14 protein-coding genes are annotated in these 15,492 nt (G+C 68.0%); 6 read left to right on the top strand and 8 right to left on the bottom strand.

Translation table 11 applies throughout. The features are described from left to right. Positions 1 to 5: 5 nt before the first annotated feature. On the bottom strand, positions 6 to 656 hold the full coding sequence (locus D187_RS10270; protein WP_002625254.1) for a TetR/AcrR family transcriptional regulator: 651 nt from the start codon (positions 654 to 656) through the stop codon (positions 6 to 8). 89 nt (positions 657 to 745) lie between these two features. After that, complete coding sequence (locus tag D187_RS10265) at positions 746 to 1,264, bottom strand: GNAT family N-acetyltransferase (RefSeq protein WP_002625253.1); 519 nt, start codon at positions 1,262 to 1,264, stop codon at positions 746 to 748. A gap of 23 nt (positions 1,265 to 1,287) precedes the next feature. On the opposite strand from D187_RS10265, the gene D187_RS10260 reads away from it, so the two are divergent. Then, a complete protein-coding gene (locus tag D187_RS10260; protein ID WP_020917923.1) occupies positions 1,288 to 2,445 on the top strand; it encodes an acetyltransferase domain-containing protein in 1,158 nt (385 codons plus the stop codon). 4 nt (positions 2,446 to 2,449) lie between these two features. Here D187_RS10260 and D187_RS10255 read toward each other — a convergent pair whose 3' ends face one another. The 3 genes from D187_RS10255 to D187_RS10245 form a co-directional block, all read right to left on the bottom strand. After that, positions 2,450 to 3,682, bottom strand: coding sequence for a hypothetical protein (locus D187_RS10255; RefSeq protein ID WP_002625251.1), 1,233 nt, complete (start codon positions 3,680 to 3,682; stop codon positions 2,450 to 2,452). A gap of 208 nt (positions 3,683 to 3,890) precedes the next feature. Next, complete coding sequence (locus D187_RS10250; RefSeq protein ID WP_002625250.1) at positions 3,891 to 5,069, bottom strand: glycosyltransferase; 1,179 nt, start codon at positions 5,067 to 5,069, stop codon at positions 3,891 to 3,893. Next, positions 5,066 to 6,385: a glycosyltransferase gene (locus D187_RS10245; RefSeq protein WP_002625249.1), complete on the bottom strand. Its 1,320-nt coding sequence runs from the start codon at positions 6,383 to 6,385 to the stop codon at positions 5,066 to 5,068. The genes D187_RS10250 and D187_RS10245 overlap by 4 nt, the downstream gene beginning before the upstream one ends. 104 nt (positions 6,386 to 6,489) lie before the next feature. Here D187_RS10245 and D187_RS10240 point away from each other — a divergent pair, with 104 nt between their 5' ends. After that, entirely contained in the window at positions 6,490 to 7,566 is a 1,077-nt protein-coding gene (locus D187_RS10240; RefSeq protein WP_002625248.1) for a glycosyltransferase, read from the top strand. Between the two features lie 467 nt (positions 7,567 to 8,033). Here the strand turns inward: D187_RS10240 and D187_RS10235 are convergent, their stop codons facing one another. Next, the gene (locus D187_RS10235; RefSeq protein ID WP_002625247.1) at positions 8,034 to 9,350 is read right to left on the bottom strand and encodes a hypothetical protein; all 1,317 of its coding nucleotides are present in this window, start codon (positions 9,348 to 9,350) and stop codon (positions 8,034 to 8,036) included. Positions 9,351 to 9,475: 125 nt separating this feature from the next. Here D187_RS10235 and D187_RS10230 point away from each other — a divergent pair, with 125 nt between their 5' ends. The 4 genes from D187_RS10230 to D187_RS10215 all read left to right on the top strand — a co-directional run bounded on the left by D187_RS10230 (position 9,476) and on the right by D187_RS10215 (position 13,018). Next, on the top strand, positions 9,476 to 10,693 hold the full coding sequence (locus D187_RS10230; protein ID WP_155893278.1) for an FAD-dependent monooxygenase: 1,218 nt from the start codon (positions 9,476 to 9,478) through the stop codon (positions 10,691 to 10,693). Positions 10,694 to 10,721: 28 nt separating this feature from the next. Then, positions 10,722 to 11,285, top strand: coding sequence for a hypothetical protein (locus D187_RS10225; RefSeq protein WP_002625245.1), 564 nt, complete (start codon positions 10,722 to 10,724; stop codon positions 11,283 to 11,285). A 65-nt stretch (positions 11,286 to 11,350) separates the two neighbouring features. Further along, the gene (locus tag D187_RS10220) at positions 11,351 to 11,656 is read left to right on the top strand and encodes a hypothetical protein (protein WP_002625244.1); all 306 of its coding nucleotides are present in this window, start codon (positions 11,351 to 11,353) and stop codon (positions 11,654 to 11,656) included. A 99-nt stretch (positions 11,657 to 11,755) separates the two neighbouring features. After that, positions 11,756 to 13,018, top strand: a complete 1,263-nt coding sequence (locus D187_RS10215; protein WP_002625243.1) for a cytochrome P450 — start codon at positions 11,756 to 11,758, stop codon at positions 13,016 to 13,018. Between the two features lie 19 nt (positions 13,019 to 13,037). Here D187_RS10215 and D187_RS49745 read toward each other — a convergent pair whose 3' ends face one another. Both D187_RS49745 and ercA read right to left on the bottom strand, forming a co-directional pair. Further along, a complete protein-coding gene (locus D187_RS49745; RefSeq protein ID WP_002625242.1) occupies positions 13,038 to 14,285 on the bottom strand; it encodes an ATP-binding protein in 1,248 nt (415 codons plus the stop codon). Next, a complete protein-coding gene (gene ercA / locus D187_RS10205; RefSeq protein WP_002625241.1) occupies positions 14,269 to 15,432 on the bottom strand; it encodes an alcohol dehydrogenase-like regulatory protein ErcA in 1,164 nt (387 codons plus the stop codon). The genes D187_RS49745 and ercA overlap by 17 nt, the downstream gene beginning before the upstream one ends. Between the last annotated feature and the right edge of the window lie 60 nt (positions 15,433 to 15,492).

The raw sequence follows: 15,492 nt of genomic DNA, 5'->3' as shown, positions 1-15,492 counted from the left end.
CTGTCTTACGTTCTGGCGAGGCGGTGGCGTGAAGCGGGATCGCGCCGTCGCGTCCCGGCGGCGGGCGGTGCTCTCACGAGGCGAAGCAGCACCTCGATGGGGAGTGGGGGCGCGTGTTCATCCAGGGCCCTGCTGATCGCCAGCCCCTGGATGAGGGCCATCATCGCGCGCGCGATGTCCATGGGCGCACCGGAGGCGACGTCTCCCGTGCGTTGCCCTTCCGCGATGAGCCCCGCGACCTGCTCGTGGCACTGCCGTTTGTAGCGGGCCAGCGCGTCACGCACCGCGCGGGGGGCCTCGTCCTCGGTGAGCGCGCGCACGATGAGCAACAGCGTCTCGGGCGCCTCGTGCACGCTCTGGATCATCCGCGTGCACACCGTCTCGAGCCGCTCCCACGGCGTGCCCGGTGTGCGCTGCACGTCCGCGAAGAATGTCTCCCAGGCTTGGAGCGCGTCCTCGATCGCCGCGGCGAACAGGGTCTCCTTGTGAGGGAAGTAGTGGTAGACGAGCCCGTAGCTGATGCCCATCTCGGTGGCGATCTCCCCAATCTTGGTGGCCGCCAATCCCTTGCGCGCGAACACACGGCGGGCCACGCCCAGCAGCGCCTGCCGACGCTCTCCCTTGAGCTGCTCGAACTGCTCCGCCGTACGAGGCATGGGCCGCTCCTTCGTTCTTTTGATTGATATGTTTATCAACCAAACGACCCCGGAGCAAGGGTCGAGTGCGCCCGAGGGGGAGGCGGGCGTTACACCGCGCTGAATTCGGGCCGGTAGCGGACGATGCCGGGCCGCGTGCCCAGGAAGCCCTCGCGCAGCTCCAGGGCCATGAAGGCCTCGTCCGGGCACTCTTCCTCCCACCGCAGCCCGAAGCGGCTCGCGCGGGCGAAGCCAAAGCGGGGGTAGTAGTCGGGGTGCCCGAGCACCACGACGGCGCCGTGTCCGGCCTCGCGAAGCTGGTCGATTCCGGCACGGATGAGCCGCGCGCCGACGCCGTGTCGCTGGTGGTCCGGAAGCACGGCCATGGGTCCCAGGCCCACGGCGGCGTCCTGGCCGCCGCCCCTGTCGATCTCGACGGGGGAGAAGAGGATGTGCCCCACCACCTGCTCGCCTACCCATGCGACGAGCGACAGCGTGACACCCCCCGCGCCGCGAAGCGCGTCGACGAGCCCGGCCTCCGCGTCGCGCCCGAAGGCGCGGGCATTCACGTTCCGTATGGCCTCGGCCTCATGGGGCAGTTCTGGTCTCACGAGGACTTCGTTTCGCATGGGGCTCCAAGTAGATCAGTTTCATGTCGTCAGGTGACCCGAAATCTTCGTCCCAGCGAATCACGTCCATCGATGCCCTGCGTGGACTGGTGATGTTGCTGATGCTGGTGGATCACGCGCGCGAGTTCTTCTACCTGCACGCGCAGGTGGCCGACCCCATGGATCTGTCCGTCACCGCTCCCGCGCTGGTCCTCACGCGGTTCACCGCCCACCTGTGCGCGCCGGTGTTCGTGCTGCTCACGGGGTTGGCCACCTCGCTCTATGCCGTCAAACACGGGGGGCGGGGAGCGGCCTCCGCCTTCCTGCTCAAGCGGGGCTTGTTCCTCGTCCTGCTCGAGGTGACGCTCGTGAACTTCGCGTGGACCTTCGAGCTGCCACCGCGAGTCATCTACCTCCAGGTCATCTGGGCCATCGGGTTGAGCATGATGGCGTTGGCGGGTCTGCTGTGGTTGCCCCGTCCCGTGCTCGTCACGGTGGCGCTGGCCATCATGCTCGGCCACAACCTGCTCTCGCCCCTCGCCTTCGCGCCGGGCGAGCCGGGCCATTCGCTCTGGGCCATCCTCCATGATCGCGGCTGGTTGGATCTGCCCGGGGGCGTGCGGGCACGCACCTCGTATCCCGTCCTGCCGTGGGTGGGCGTCATCGCGGCCGGGTACGCGCTCGGCGGACTGTTCCGGCCAGGGGTTGCCCCGGACGTGCGCCAACGGTGGCTCATGCGTCTGGCCGGAGCGTCGCTGGCGGGCTTCGGACTCTTGCGCGCCCTCAACGGGTACGGCGAGCCCGTGCCCTGGCGGACGGGCCCCGAGGCGCTCGGCACCGTGCTGTCGTTCTTCAACCTCACCAAGTACCCCCCCTCGGCGGACTTCCTGCTGGTGACGCTCGGCGTGGGCCTGGTGCTGCTCGCGCTGTTCGAGCGCTGGCGGGGGCGGGTGACGGACGCCCTCGGCGTCTTCGGCGGGGCACCGCTCTTCTTCTACCTGCTCCACCTGTACGTGCTGCATGGGTTGTACCGGCTCGGGCTGGCGCTGCTCGGCCCGAACGTCGGTGACCGGCTGGGCGTTGGCTCCCCGCTCCAGTTGTGGTTGTTGGCGGCGGTGCTCGTCGTGCCGCTCTTCCCCTGTTGCCGTGCCTTCGTCCGGCTCAAGCGTCGCAGTGGCAGTGCCTGGATGAGCTATCTCTAGCGGGCTAGAAGACGTAACCCAGGCTCAGATTGGGCCGGAAGCCCCACGCCGCGTCTTCGCGTCCCTCCGCCAGGGCCGAGGAATCGCCTCCCAGGAAGGGGTGGTTGCGCCCGGAGATGAGCTCGAGGAAGGCGTGGACGGGGCCCGCCGCGACATGGCAGCCGGTGACGTTCTGTTGCGAGGCGACGAACCCATGCTCCAGCTTCGGCATGAGGGCGTAATCATTGTAGACGACCACCGAGCTGATGAGCCCGCGTGACGGCAGCCAGGTGTAGCTGATGTTCGCGATGAACATGTGGGCCCGGCTGGCCACTTTGTAGGCCGACTCGAACGCGCCCATGACGACGTACCGGCGATCCTGCTCGGGGGGCCCGGCCGGATTGAACGCATAGGACAGGGCCTGGAACTGGAGCCCCAGGGGGCCATACTGGCCATGGACGTGCGCCGCCGCGGCCCAGCGCCAGCCCATGCCCTTCGTCTGGGCGTTGTAGATGCCACCGGCCATCCCGGACAGGCCGATCTCCGTCTGGAAGGACTCGGCGTGCTGGAAGGTATAGGCCAGGCGCACATTGCCCTGATCCGTCTCGCGATCCGTCCGCTCTCCCACGCCACTGACTTCCGTGTCGTTCGTGCGCACCAGATCGAAGCCATAGCGCGCGCTGTCGATGCTCCGGCCGAAGAAGTTCCCCTCATCGGACTTGTAGAAGGCCAGTTGCACATCCAGGGCGCCCGCCTTGAACTGGGCCTTCGCCCCCAAGTCACTGTCATCCTCCAGCCCGATATAGAACGCCAGGTTGTCGAACCAGTTGTTGGCGGGAACGGGCAGGATGCCAAACGGCGCCTGCGAGAGACCCGCCTGGATCTCCAGTGAGTCCGAAGCCTTGTAGGCGAGGTATCCGTACCGCAGGTAGGCGTAGCTGGAGTGGAAGTGGAAATCCGCCTTCAGGCTCAAGTTCTTGTACTGAGCTCGGGGACGGAGGGCGAGGATGTCGAAGATGATGGGCCCCACCCGGTTGTTCGGGTGCTCCGGCGCCAACCAGCTCTTGTAGGAATAGTTGAAGCGCACCACGCCCCCCATCTCGAAGGAGGGCACATCACTCAGGATTTGGGGCGGTGGCGGCTTGGCGGCTTCTCCGCTCTCCTTGTTGGGGGGAGGCGCCTCGGTCTCACCGACCGACGCGGGGGGGACCCCCGTCTGGGCGCCCGCGCTGCTTCCCAGCAACAAGGCCGACAACACCGCCCGCCGACCCCTCCTCGCCCAGGGCGAAGAGGAATGGGCTCTCGACACGAATGTCATTGAAAGGCTCTCTCACCTGGCGGGGAAGAGAGATGGTTGTGTTTGCAGGTCGAAACATCTTCCCATGGTGCCAGGCGCGCCGCTTCCTAGGCGAACCCCCGGGGCCCGTCAATGAATCCGTGATTTGAGTCTCTTCTCGCTTTCCGTGTCAGGAGGCCATGCGCCGGGTTTCCTGGCGCTGGCCCTGGGTCTCGCGCAGGACGGCCTCCAGGTCGTCGGCGACGTCCTGCCAGGAACGGCCGTGCTGACGGGCGAGTTCAGCCGCGTCCCAGGGGGTGGACAACGTCTCGTCCATCCCGGCGGCGAGCGCGGCGGCATCGTGTGTCGGGATGAGGCGGCCGCTGGAGTTGTCCATCAGCTCCGGGATGCCGCCGACATACGTGGCCACGACGGGACGTCCCGACGCGAGCGCCTCGATGACGACGTTGGGGCAGCCTTCCTTGTAACTCGGCAGCGTGACGAGATCGGCCGCCGCCATCCAGAGGGCGACCCGGTCGGTGGGGCAGGGCGGGATGAAGTGGACGAAGTCCTCGGCCCGGTGCTTCGCGACGAGCTCGGTGAGGGCGGGTTTGTCGGAGCCATCGCCGACGAGATAGCAGTGCAGCTGGGAGCGCTTCGCGCGCAGCCGCGCGGTGGCTTCGATGAGCTCGGCGAGGCCCTTGCGCAGGTCGAAGCGGCCCACGTAGACGACGGCCTGGGTCTCGGGCGCGAGTTGCAGGACGGCACGTGCCTGCCGCCGATCGCGCGGGTGGAAGACGGTGGTGTCGCAGCCATTGATGATGGCGGTGGAGCGGGCGGGGTCCGCCCCGAGGCGGCGAGCGGTGACCAGCAGGTCCGCGCTGACGGTGGTGGTGTGGGTGGCCTCGCGCAACGCCTGGCGCGTGTGGTGCGCGACGAGGCGGCCGCTGATGCGGTTGAGATCCGAGCCGATGGCGGTGGTGACGACGGGCACGCCGAGCTCCTGGCCGATGCGGACGGCGGCGTAGCCATCGGGATAGATGACGTAGCTCAGGATGAGGTCAGGGCGGAAGGCGCGCACGTGCGGAAGCAGCTCGCGGGCGATGCTGGAGCCGTTGAACGCGCGGGAGATGAGCGGGAGCGCGGTGTAGGGAATGTAGTGGGCGCGCACGCCGGCGGGCTGCCAGGAGGGATCGAGCGCGCCGTGGGTCCGCGTCCTGGGCGTGAAGCGCCGGGGATAGCGCGACTCGGGATAGAAGACCTCGAGGTCATGCTTCCTCGCGAGCAGACGGAGCGTCTGGTAGGCGGAGTGGCCGGCCCAGGGTTGCGCGGAGGTGGGGAAGTACTGTGTGACGACGGCGATCCTCATGCGCGCTCCTGCGAGAAGGATTGGAGGAGGGAGGCGTAGCGGCGGGTGAGTGGCTTGCGGTGGTAGGCCGCCACGGCCTCGGACCTCGGTCGATGGGGGACGATGCCCTCGGGAGTGACGCGGTTCACGGCCTTGATGAGGAGCTGACGGAGGGCGGCGGGATCGTTGATGCTGGCCCATTCACCGGCGCCGGTTTCGTCGAGCAGGCGGCGCACTTCGCCCTCCGGGTGGACGGCGGCGATGATGGGTTTGCCCGCGCCGAGGTAGTCGTAGAACTTGGCCGAGACGTTGATGGGATCCTGCGTGATGAGCAGGGCGTAGTGCGAGGCGGCGAGCTGCCGGTGTGCCTCGGACATGGGCAGGAAGCCGACGAGCTCGACGGTGGGCGCGAGGGCCGCGAGGGCCTGACGGTAGGCGGGCGTCTCGACGTGGCCGATGAAGCGGATGCGCAGCCTGTCGCGCACGTCGGCGGGGAGCCCGGCGACGGCCTCGAGGAGCGTGCGTGGATCCGTGGTGCCGTAGACGGAGCCCATATAGGTGAGGGTGACCTTGTCGACCCGCTGGGGCTCGGCGCGGGGCCGCGGCGACGGGGTGTCGTCGTAGCCGTTGGGAACGGTGAGGAACTTGGTCGCGGGTTGATTCGGGTAGCGCTTGCGCAGCTCGTCGGCGGCGTTGTGGGTGACGGCGACGACGGCGGTGGCCGCGTTGACGGCCTCGGCCTCGGTCCGCCGCGCGATGCGACGGGCGCGCTCGTTGCTGTTGAAGGAGACGAGCTCCAGCGTGGTGGTGAGCCATTCATCGCGGAAGTCGAGGACGATGGGCAGCGCCGGGAAGGCCTTGCGCAGGCGGGCGGCGAGCTTGACGCTGGAGAAGGGCGGAACGGTGATGATGACGGCGTCGATCTTCCGCGAGCGGATGATGTGCCGGGCGGCGGGATAGGCGAAGGGCAGCCAGCCAATCTGTGGATCCGGAAGCAGGAGGTTGGCGATGAGGCCCTGGAGCCGATTCATCAGACCGGGTCTGCCCGCGGGAACCAGGGCGGAGGAGGACGCCGGTGCCTTGCCGCGGGTGAGCAGCTTCTTGATGCCCTTGCGCAGGGTGAAGGGCAGGTCGAGCGTCCAGGTGCGGTGGACGGTCACGTCGGAGGGCACCTGCTGGAGCAGGGCCTGATCTCGGCCCACGGCGGGCGCGTTGCGCGCGGTGAGGACGTCGACGCGGATGCCTTCGGAGGGGAGGTATTTGGCGAGCGACAGGGCTCGCAGGACGCCGACTCCCCCGACGGGCGGGAAGGAAAATGTGATGAGGAGGACGTTCACGCCAGAGATCCTTTGGATGTGAGCTCGAGGTGTGGTGACGGGCGCTGTCGGCGAGGTCAGGGGCCGAGTGTGGGTTCGGCGTGCCCGGCAGGGCGGAGAGCGCGATGAAGATTGTGCACGTGGTCTACAACATGGAGATGGGCGGCGCGGAGATGCTGGTGGCGCAGCTGTGCCGGATGCAGCGCGGCAACGGGCACCAGGTCGAGGTGTGCGCGTACGACAAGCTGGGCGCGCTGGGGAAGGTGCTGCGTGAGGAGGGCTTCACGGTCCATGTGATGGGCGAAGCGCCCGTCCCGAAGACGATGCTGCGCTACTTGAAGCTGTTCCGCCGGCTGCGGCCCGATGTGGTGCATTGCCACAATCCCGCGCCGACGCTGCAGGCGGCGATGGGCGCGCGGCTCGCCGGGGTGCGATGTGTGCTGGCGACGCGTCACAGCCTGGTGTCTCCGCCGTATGACCGCGCGGGCGAGGTCAAGTTCAGCGCGTGGTCCTGGTTGTGGTTGGACTGGGTGGCCGGCATCTGCGAGGTGACGTGCGAGAATCTGCGCTCCGCTCCATTGGCGCGGCGCGAGAAGGTTGTCCGTGTTTACAACGGTACGTCCGCGATCGAGCGGATTCCAGTGGAACGCGTGGAGGACGAGTTCCGTCTGTTGTTTGTGGGACGTCTGGCGAAGATCAAGGATTTGGGAACGCTGATCCGCGCGGCGGCCCTGGCGGCGCAGCGGGTTCCGCGGCTGCGGCTCGACGTGGTGGGCGACGGTCCGGTGCGCGGCGAGCTCGAGGCGCTGGCGCGAGAACTCGGGGCGACGGAGCGGATCCGCTTCCACGGACAGCAGTTGGAGACCGCGCGATTCTTCAGTGGGGCGGATGTGTTTGCGATGTCGTCGGTGTCGGAGGGCCTGCCCATGTCGCTGTTGCAGGCGATGAGCCTGGGCCTGCCCGCCGTGCTGACGGATGTGGGCGGGATGCGCGAGGTGATGGACCTCTCCAAGAGTGGGCTGCTGGCCCCGGTGGGCGACTCCGCCGCGATGGCCGAGGCCATCGTGCGGCTGGCGAACGATGCGTCGCTGCGCGCGGAGTTCAGCCGGCGCGCGGTGGCGACGTACCAGGCCGAGTTCACGCTGGAGCGGATGGACGCTGAATATATGCGGCTGTACCGGACAGCCGGGAGCCGCGCCTGATGTTCGCCCAATCATTGTTCGCGGCTTTCAAGACACGTCATGCCCACACATTCCCGTGCGGGCTAAAGACATAGCTTCCCGGTGATGCCGCGCTGACGACATGAATTGTTCCGCTGGCTCGGCCTGGATGAGGTGAACCGGTCCTCGCGACCTGACTGTGCCGTCAAGGACCGGCTCCCCATCCCCGTACCCACACACCTTGAGCCGTCTGTACCGCCCCGACCCGCCCAACCCCGTACTGCCCCGACCCGCCCAACCCCGTACTGCCCCGACCTGCCCCGTACTTCGCGTCGCCCCCTGGCGACCACGGGGAAGGGCATTAGCATTCGTCGTGCCGAGTCCCCGCGCTGCCCGAGACTCCTTTGATTTCAGCGGGATAGGAGAATCGGCGGGGTGCGACTCCAGGACAGTTGCAGGGTCATCCTGTAAAAAGCTCCCCGGGGTCGTTCCAGTTCTTCTGGAGGGGGTTATCGCACCATCACGTAGCCCTGCACCTCGGTCTCGCGCTGTTCCCGGAGCGGGTCCGGGTTCAGGGAGTACTGGATGTAGTCCCACACGCCATGGCCGTCCCCGTAGTCGAGCGACCGGGCTTCGATGGCGTACAGGCCCGCCTCGAGCGTGTCGCGGGGGGCGACCCCTTCGGGGAGCTGGAAGGGGGTGAAGGAGGTGGTGGACGCGGGAGCCAACACGTCCCAGAAGATGAACTTGTCTCCGGTCCGGGAGAAGTTCATGAAGGCCAGCTTCACGAACCGGGCGGTGGGGTCGGCACTCCATCGGAAGGCGAAGCCGTCGCGTGAAGCGGTCCCCACGGCGTCCCGCGTGCCCAGGACGGGTGAAGAGAGGAGCACCGGCGCGAGGAGTGTGACGGCCACGGGGGAGGCCGCTCCCACGCGGAGGGTCGCCTCCGAGAATCCCGCGGGCAGCGTATCTTCATCGCCCGCTCCCACGCCGACCCTCATCTGGGTGGTGTCGAACGGCGCCGTCCGCGCGATGGCGGGCAGGGACAAGGGGGGGGTGCTCGTTGTCCCCGTGCTGAAGAGCTCCTGGGTGCCCTCGGAGTAGGTGAGAAAGGCATTCACCCGGGTTCCGTAGGGCTCCAGGCCCGTCACCGTGACGCCGAGCGTCTGGTCCACGGGGTGGTCGAGGGCGATGTCCTGGCCGGTGACGGCCTGCCCACCCCCCACGGCGACGTCCCGCTTCATTCCCACACGCAGGACCCCGTGGTCACTGGACCGGGTCTCGGAGGCGAAGAGGGAGAGCCGGCCAGGCGTGGCGCCCCAGACCTCGAGGCTGAAGGTGCCAGGGGGCGCGGTTTGCGTGGGAGTCCGGCCGGAGAACGCCTCGCTCACCACCTGGGTGCTCACGGTGCCAGCCCCGCTCGCGCCCGTCACCTTGCCGGTGACCTGGGCCTGCTTCGTCTCGATCGCCGTCGAAAACGGTTCGTTGTAGCCATAGGGCAGTTCCAACTCCGGCTCGTCCACCGCGAGCAGGGTGTGGAGCACCAGGCCTCCGGTGCCCTGCACCTCCACGACGGTGACGTCCTGGGCTCCCACGAGGGAGGGGTCCTCGAAGCGGGCCGTGCCCTGGTCATCCAGGGGCTGGAGGAAGCGGCTTCCGTCTCCGAGCAGGACGTACACACTCGGGTAGCGCGTGCGCCAATCCGCGCGGTCGGCGTGGTGGGTGTGGATGGTCAGACTCCCCTGGAGTTTGGGGGTGGAGCCGGGTGGGGGCTTCTCCGCGCACGCGGTGTGCAACAGGGCGAGCAAGGGCAGGAGTCGGCGCATGGTGGGTTCCTGGAAAGCGGAGGGACGGCATCCGGATGACCCCAGGCGTTGACGGTTCACCCGCCGATTGGATCCTCGGGGCCTCGGTTCGGCGGCGGATGGCCCCGGCGGCTACAGTCCCCCGCATGTCACGGCAACCGAATCCCCAGGTGGTCATCATCGGCGCGGGCCCGGCCGGCATGATGCTCGCCTATCAACTGGTCTCCAATGGCGTCCCGGTTCGCGTGCTCGAACGGCACCCCGACTTCGAGCGCGAGTTCCGCGGCGAGCTCATCCAGCCCGCGGCGCTCGGTCCACTGGAGGCGCTCGGCCTGCTCCCCCTGCTCGTGGAGCGCGGGGTGGCGCTCCCGAACATCGAGCGGCGGCTGTTCGTGGGGGAGCGTCGGCGCGTCATGGTCCCGGGCGGCCAGGAGCGCGGGTCGTTGATCTCCCAGGCCGGGTTCCTCCAGGTCCTCCACGAGCTGTGTGGCCGCCATCCGCACTACCGGCTCGACTTCGGCACCACCGCCCTCCGGACGGTGCGTGAGAACGGGCGGGTGGTGGCACTCGAGACGCGCCATGAAGGCGCCGAGGGCCGTGTCGAGGGCGAGCTCTTCGTGGACTGTAGTGGCCGGAACAGTGGGTTGCGCAAGGACGTGGGCCTCCAGGTCGAGTCCACCCAGGTGCCCGCGGATGTGGTGTGGCTGCGCTTCGACTTCTCGGACCAGCCCCAGGCGCTCCCCGAGGGCGTGGACGTCCACATGTTCGGCAAGGGCGTGGTGACCGTGCTCTTCCCGACGACGCGCTCGCGGCTCCAGGTGGCCTACAGCGCGCCTGGGGATCTCGGTGGGCTGCGCAAGAACATCCCCGAGCTGCGGCGCCAACTGCTGCCGACGATCCCCGCCCGGTTGCGCCCCCACGTCGAGGCGAAGCTCGATGAGCGCACCGAGAGCCAGTTCCTCCGCGTCATCGTCGACAGGCTGGAGCGCTGGTTCGTGCCCGGGCTGCTGTTCCTGGGAGACGCGGCGCACACCATGTCTCCCTCCGGAGGGCAGGGCTTGAACCTGGCGCTGCGCGACAGCTTCGCCGCCGCCAACCACCTGCTCGACGCGATCCGCGGGGGCCAGCCCCTCGATGAGGCGGTCTTCCAGAAGATCGAGGCCGAGCGCCGCCCCGAGGCCGAGCGGATCCAGGCCATGCAGACCCGCGTGCACCGCATGGTCATGGCACCGATGTTCGTCGAGCACCTCATGTTCACCGTGCTCGGCCTCGTGCTCCGGCTGTCGAAGAAGGCGAGCCAGGGAGGCCAGGGCTTCGCCCCGGTCGAGGTCCGTTACGGCGTTCCGGTCTCGCGGCTTCCCTGACCGAGCGGCGCGAGCGATCCTGGGCCGCATGGACCTTCATCCCATCGCGGGCGTCGTCTGGTACGCCATCGGGCGCTTCTACGAGGCGCAGGATGGCCAGCAGCTGGACCTGGGGTACTTCGCGCATCTCGGTGGCCTCGGGCCGCTCTTCAACGGCCCTCCGGGCGAGGCCACCGCCTTCTTCACCTTCCGCGCCGAGCCCTTCCGCGTCCAGACGCTCCAGAATGGGGACCTGTCGGTGTCGCTGGATGCAACCGGTGTCTTCACGCTGTATCTCAACCGCGAGCCGTGCGGAGACTTCGCGGACCCGGACACCTTCTCGCGGGGAGAGCCCATCGCCACGTTCGAGCGGTTCTCCACCGCGGTGGGCACGACGGTGGGACCACTCGCGAGCAACCTCTTCTCGGCGGCCCTGCGCTCCAGCCGCGACTTCGTGTTCGGAGGCGGGACCTGGAACCTGGCGCGGCTCGTGCCCGAGGGCATCACCCAGTTGGGCACGGCCAGCACCACCGCGCTGCCCCCTCCGCGCGGCTACAAGGCGGTCCGGGCCTTCGTGGGCTCGGCAATGGCGCTCGGCGCGCGGCGGGGGTGAAGACTTGTAGACCCGATGCCCGCGCCGTAGCGTGGCGGGGCCGCACTCGCACAGATGGAGGAATCATGAGCAAGCTCTTGAAGTCCCTGCTGGCCGCCACCGCCGTTCTCGCTCTCGCCCCCGCCACCGCTTCGGCCCGCCCACCGGAGTGCTACCTCGTCTGTAATTACGAGGCCTTCTGCGAGGACACTTGTTGGGCCGGCCGCATCACTACTTGTGGGGATTACGGCTTCTGCGGTGCCTCCCTCTCCGAGTCCTCCGATGAGACGGCCTCGGTGGCCCACGACGAGGCCCAGCAGTCCGAGGCGTCGTCGCTGGTCTGCGATGAGGCACGGCAGGCCGCGGAGCCAGCCGTCTCCGTCGAGAGCTGAGCCAACATCCTGGGCAGGGCTCCCGGCTGGAATGGACCGGCCGGGGAGCTGGACCCGGCACCCTCGTCCGCACCGGCGCGATTCACGTATCGTCGCCACATGTCCTCCCGAGCCGAGCCCTCCCAGGGCGATGTCGCCCAACTCTTCAATCCGATGGCGCCCGACCAGATTGAAGATCCCTATCCGCTCTACGCCCGGATGCGGCGGGAGCGCCCGGTCTTCTACAGCGCCCCGTTCGAGCTGTGGGTCGTCACCCGGTACGAGGACATCGCGGAGGTCAAGAACGATCCCTCGCGCTTCTCGTCGGCCGGAGCGCTCGACGCCCGGAGCGAGCCGCACCCCGAGGTCCTCCAGGTGCTCCAGCAGGGGTATGTCCGGTTCGTCTCGCTGGTCCAGAGCGACCCTCCGGACCACACCCGGATGCGGGCCGTGTTCGGCAAGGCCCTGAGTGCCCAGCGCATCGCCGCCATGGAACCGGAGATCCGCGCGACCGCGGACCTGCTCCTCGACGGCTTCGTGCGAGACGGCGAGGCGGATCTGATCCAGCGGTTCGCGTATGCGCTTCCCGGCCTCATCATCTGCGATCTGCTCGGCGTGCCGCGCTCCGACATGGAGCAGCTCAAGCGCTGGTCCGATGACAAGACACTGTTGATGTCGGCGACGGCGCCCCTCGAGCGCCAGGTGGAGGCCGCGCACGGCTTCCTCGCGATGCAGCGCTACTTCATCGAGCAGCTCGAGGAGCGGCGGAAGCACCCTCGCGAGGATCTGCTCACGCTCCTGGTCCCCCAAGTCATGGGTGGCACCGCGCCCCTGAGCCACCAGGAAGCGGTCTGTAACGCCATGGATCTCATGGCCGCGGGCCACGAGACGACGACGGGTCTCATTGGCAATGGCATGTGGCTGCTGCTCCAGGCCCCCGAGCAGCTCCAGTCCCTGCGGGATGACCTGACACTGCTGCCCAACGCCATCGACGAGATGCTGCGGATGGAGGCACCCATCCGGGGCTTCTTCCGGACGGTGACCGCGCAGACGCAGCTCGGCGGAGTCCAGCTCCCGAAGGGGAGCCGGGTGTTCATCGTCTATGCGTCCGGCAATCGGGACGAGACGCGTTTCTCCGAGCCGGATCGCTTCGACATCCGCCGCGCCGACGCGAAGAAGCACCTGGCCTTCGGCAAGGGCATCCACTTCTGCGTCGGAGCCGCGCTGGCGAAGCTGGAAGGGAGGATCGCCTTCGAGCACCTGCTCCGGCGGTTGCCGAATCCCCGGCTGCGGACGGATGCGGCGACCGTCCGCCGGCCATACTTCATGCTGAGAGGGTTCGAGCACCTGCCCATCGCCTGGGATTGCCCCGTCCCGGCGTGAGGTGTTCCGTGGGACCGCTTCATCCGGCTGGCTGGGAGGCGAGTTCCTGCTCCATATCCCCCTGGGCCGGCCAGGAGAGGAGTGGCAGGGTGAAGGTGAAGGTCGTGCCCTCGCCACGGGACGGTGCCAGCTCCAACTTCCCTCCCTGGAGCTCGGCGAGCTGGCGGGAAATATAGAGACCCAGTCCAAGCCCTGGTGAATCCTGCCCCGCTTCCCTCAGGCGTCCGAAAGGCGTGAAGAGCTGGGCGCGTCGTTCCTCGGGGATCCCGGGTCCCTGGTCGCTGACCCACACACGAGCGGTTGCCTCCACCAATTCGAGACGGACCTCGACGGGCGCTCCTTCGAGTGAGTACTTGATGGCGTTCTCCAGGAGATTCGAGAGCACCTGTACGACACGGAGGGTGTCCGCCTCGACATAGGCAGGCGCGGGAGGAAGCCGAAGACTCAAAGGCCGGGTGGGTGCACGGGCGCGGAAGTCCGCCACCACATCGGCCACGATCGTCCTCAGGTCGATGTGCGTGGGCCTCATGACGATCTGATCGTGCTCGAGGCGGGAGACCTCGAGCAGATCCTCGACCAGGACGGCGAGCCGACGGGCCAGGCGGAGCATCCGGTTGAGCAGCTCGCCTCCGCACGCCTCCCCGGTCCGCCGGGCCCCTTGCTGAAGCAGCAGCAGCAGGGAGGTGAGGGGGGTGCGAAGCTCATGGGACGCGATGCCGAGGAACTGCGCCTTCGCTCGAGCCGCGGCCTCCGCCTCCTCCTTCGCCGCGAGGAGCGCTTGCTCGATCCTCACCCGCTCCGTGACGTCGCGAGCGATGAGGACCAGATACTGGCGCTGGCCGAACGTATCCTGACGAATGGAGAGCTCGAGCACCCGTTCCTCGCCCTCCCGCTGGAGCGACAGCAACCCGGGGCCCGGTCTGGGCTCACGCTCGCTCGGGTGGACGCACGCCTCGAGGATGCGCCACTCGTTCGGGGCGAAGAAGGATTCGAGCGGCTGGCAGAGCTGCGCGGTGTTGGAGGCACCGAGCATCCATAGCCCCTTCCGGTTGGCATCCAGAACGCGGAGGCCGGGCAACTCCGTGACGATGATGGCCTCGTGGATCGCATCGAGCAGGCTCCGGAAGCGGGCAAGCTCCGTGATGCGCTCCTGGAGCGCGCCGTAGTAGCTCTTGCGAATCGAGCGCTCGCCGAGCCCGACGATGGAGTCTCTCAGGGACTCCCAGGACATGGGCCCTTCGGGCGTTTCATCAAAAGGCTTGTTCATACAGCACCTCCACGTCGTGGAGCGTCAAGCGACGTGGGTTCGTGGCCATGCAGGGGTCCAGGAGGGCATGTCGGGCGAGCAAGGGAATGTCGGAGCGGGAGATTCCCTTGTCCCGCAGCTTCATCGCGAGGCCCGCGTCTTGCTTGAGCTGCTGGAGCGCGGAGACGAGGGCCTCCTTGCGCTTGCCCGGTGTGAGCCGGGCGGGTTCGAGCCCCAGCCGCTGCGCGATCAGGTCGAAGCGCTCGGGTGCCGCCTCGTAGTTGAAGGCCACCACGTGGTCGACGAGGAGGGTATTCGCCTCGCCGTGAGGATTGTCGATGAGCCCTCCCAAGGCATGGGCCATGGCGTGAACGGCGCCGAGTGAGGTATTCGAGAAGGCGAGCCCGGCCTCGAGGCTGCCGTCCATCAACCGCCGGAGAGCGGCCTCGTCGAGGGGGTTTTCCATGGCCGCGGGCAGGTTGTTCCAGATGAGCGAGATCGCCGCGAGCGCATACACATCCGTGAGGAGCGAATGGGCATTCGAGACGAAGGCCTCGAGCCCGTGCACGAAGGCATCCATGCCGCAGCAGGCGATGAGAAAGGGAGTGAGCGTTCTCGTGGTGTCGTAGTCAACGAGCGAGATGTCGGGGACGATCGCCTTGCTGATGATGGAGACCTTCAGATGGCGCACGGTGTCCGTGATGATCGCGAATTGGGAGACATCCGCCGAGCTTCCCGCGGTCGTCGGGACGCAGATGAGGGGAGGGATTGGCCTGACGATCCGATCCACGCCCTCGAACGTGAGGATGTGCTCCTTGTTGGCCAGGACGATGCCAATCCCCTTGGCGCAATCCATGGGGCTCCCGCCCCCGACCGCCACGATGGCGTCGCAGTGCTCCTGCAGGTAGACCTGGACTCCCTGATGGACCTCTTCGGCCCGGGGGTTGGAACTCACGCCCACGAAGAGGTGGTAGCGCACTCCCTCGCTCTCCATCGACGCGAGGACCTCCCGAAGCCAGCCAGCCAGGACCACGCCGGGGTCGGACACGATGAGCACCCGGGTCGCTCCGAGGTTGCGCGCATAGCGGCCCACCAGACGCCTCGACCCCGCGCCGTAGACGATCTCGGGCGCGACGAACTTTCGGAGTTCTGTCTTCGTTGTCGTCATGGGTTCACTGACTGGGCGTCCGGCTTTCGGGCAAGCAACCCTCTTCAATAAAGGTAGAGT

Origin of the sequence: Cystobacter fuscus DSM 2262, assembly GCF_000335475.2 — a bacterium.
Lineage (GTDB): Bacteria > Myxococcota > Myxococcia > Myxococcales > Myxococcaceae > Cystobacter > Cystobacter fuscus.
Note: the sequence above shows the minus strand (reverse complement) of the source record. Positions and strands in the feature narration are given on the sequence as shown.

Coding starts and splice junctions, on each gene's coding strand:
- D187_RS10270 (WP_002625254.1), bottom strand. CDS start 656: ATGCCTCGTACGGCGGAGCAGTTCGAGCAGCTCAAGGGAGAGCGTCGG.
- D187_RS10265 (WP_002625253.1), bottom strand. CDS start 1,264: ATGCGAAACGAAGTCCTCGTGAGACCAGAACTGCCCCATGAGGCCGAG.
- D187_RS10260 (WP_020917923.1), top strand. CDS start 1,288: ATGTCGTCAGGTGACCCGAAATCTTCGTCCCAGCGAATCACGTCCATC.
- D187_RS10250 (WP_002625250.1), bottom strand. CDS start 5,069: ATGAGGATCGCCGTCGTCACACAGTACTTCCCCACCTCCGCGCAACCC.
- D187_RS10240 (WP_002625248.1), top strand. CDS start 6,490: ATGAAGATTGTGCACGTGGTCTACAACATGGAGATGGGCGGCGCGGAG.
- D187_RS10235 (WP_002625247.1), bottom strand. CDS start 9,350: ATGCGCCGACTCCTGCCCTTGCTCGCCCTGTTGCACACCGCGTGCGCG.
- D187_RS10230 (WP_155893278.1), top strand. CDS start 9,476: ATGTCACGGCAACCGAATCCCCAGGTGGTCATCATCGGCGCGGGCCCG.
- D187_RS10225 (WP_002625245.1), top strand. CDS start 10,722: ATGGACCTTCATCCCATCGCGGGCGTCGTCTGGTACGCCATCGGGCGC.
- D187_RS10220 (WP_002625244.1), top strand. CDS start 11,351: ATGAGCAAGCTCTTGAAGTCCCTGCTGGCCGCCACCGCCGTTCTCGCT.
- D187_RS10215 (WP_002625243.1), top strand. CDS start 11,756: ATGTCCTCCCGAGCCGAGCCCTCCCAGGGCGATGTCGCCCAACTCTTC.
- D187_RS49745 (WP_002625242.1), bottom strand. CDS start 14,285: ATGAACAAGCCTTTTGATGAAACGCCCGAAGGGCCCATGTCCTGGGAG.
- ercA (WP_002625241.1), bottom strand. CDS start 15,432: ATGACGACAACGAAGACAGAACTCCGAAAGTTCGTCGCGCCCGAGATC.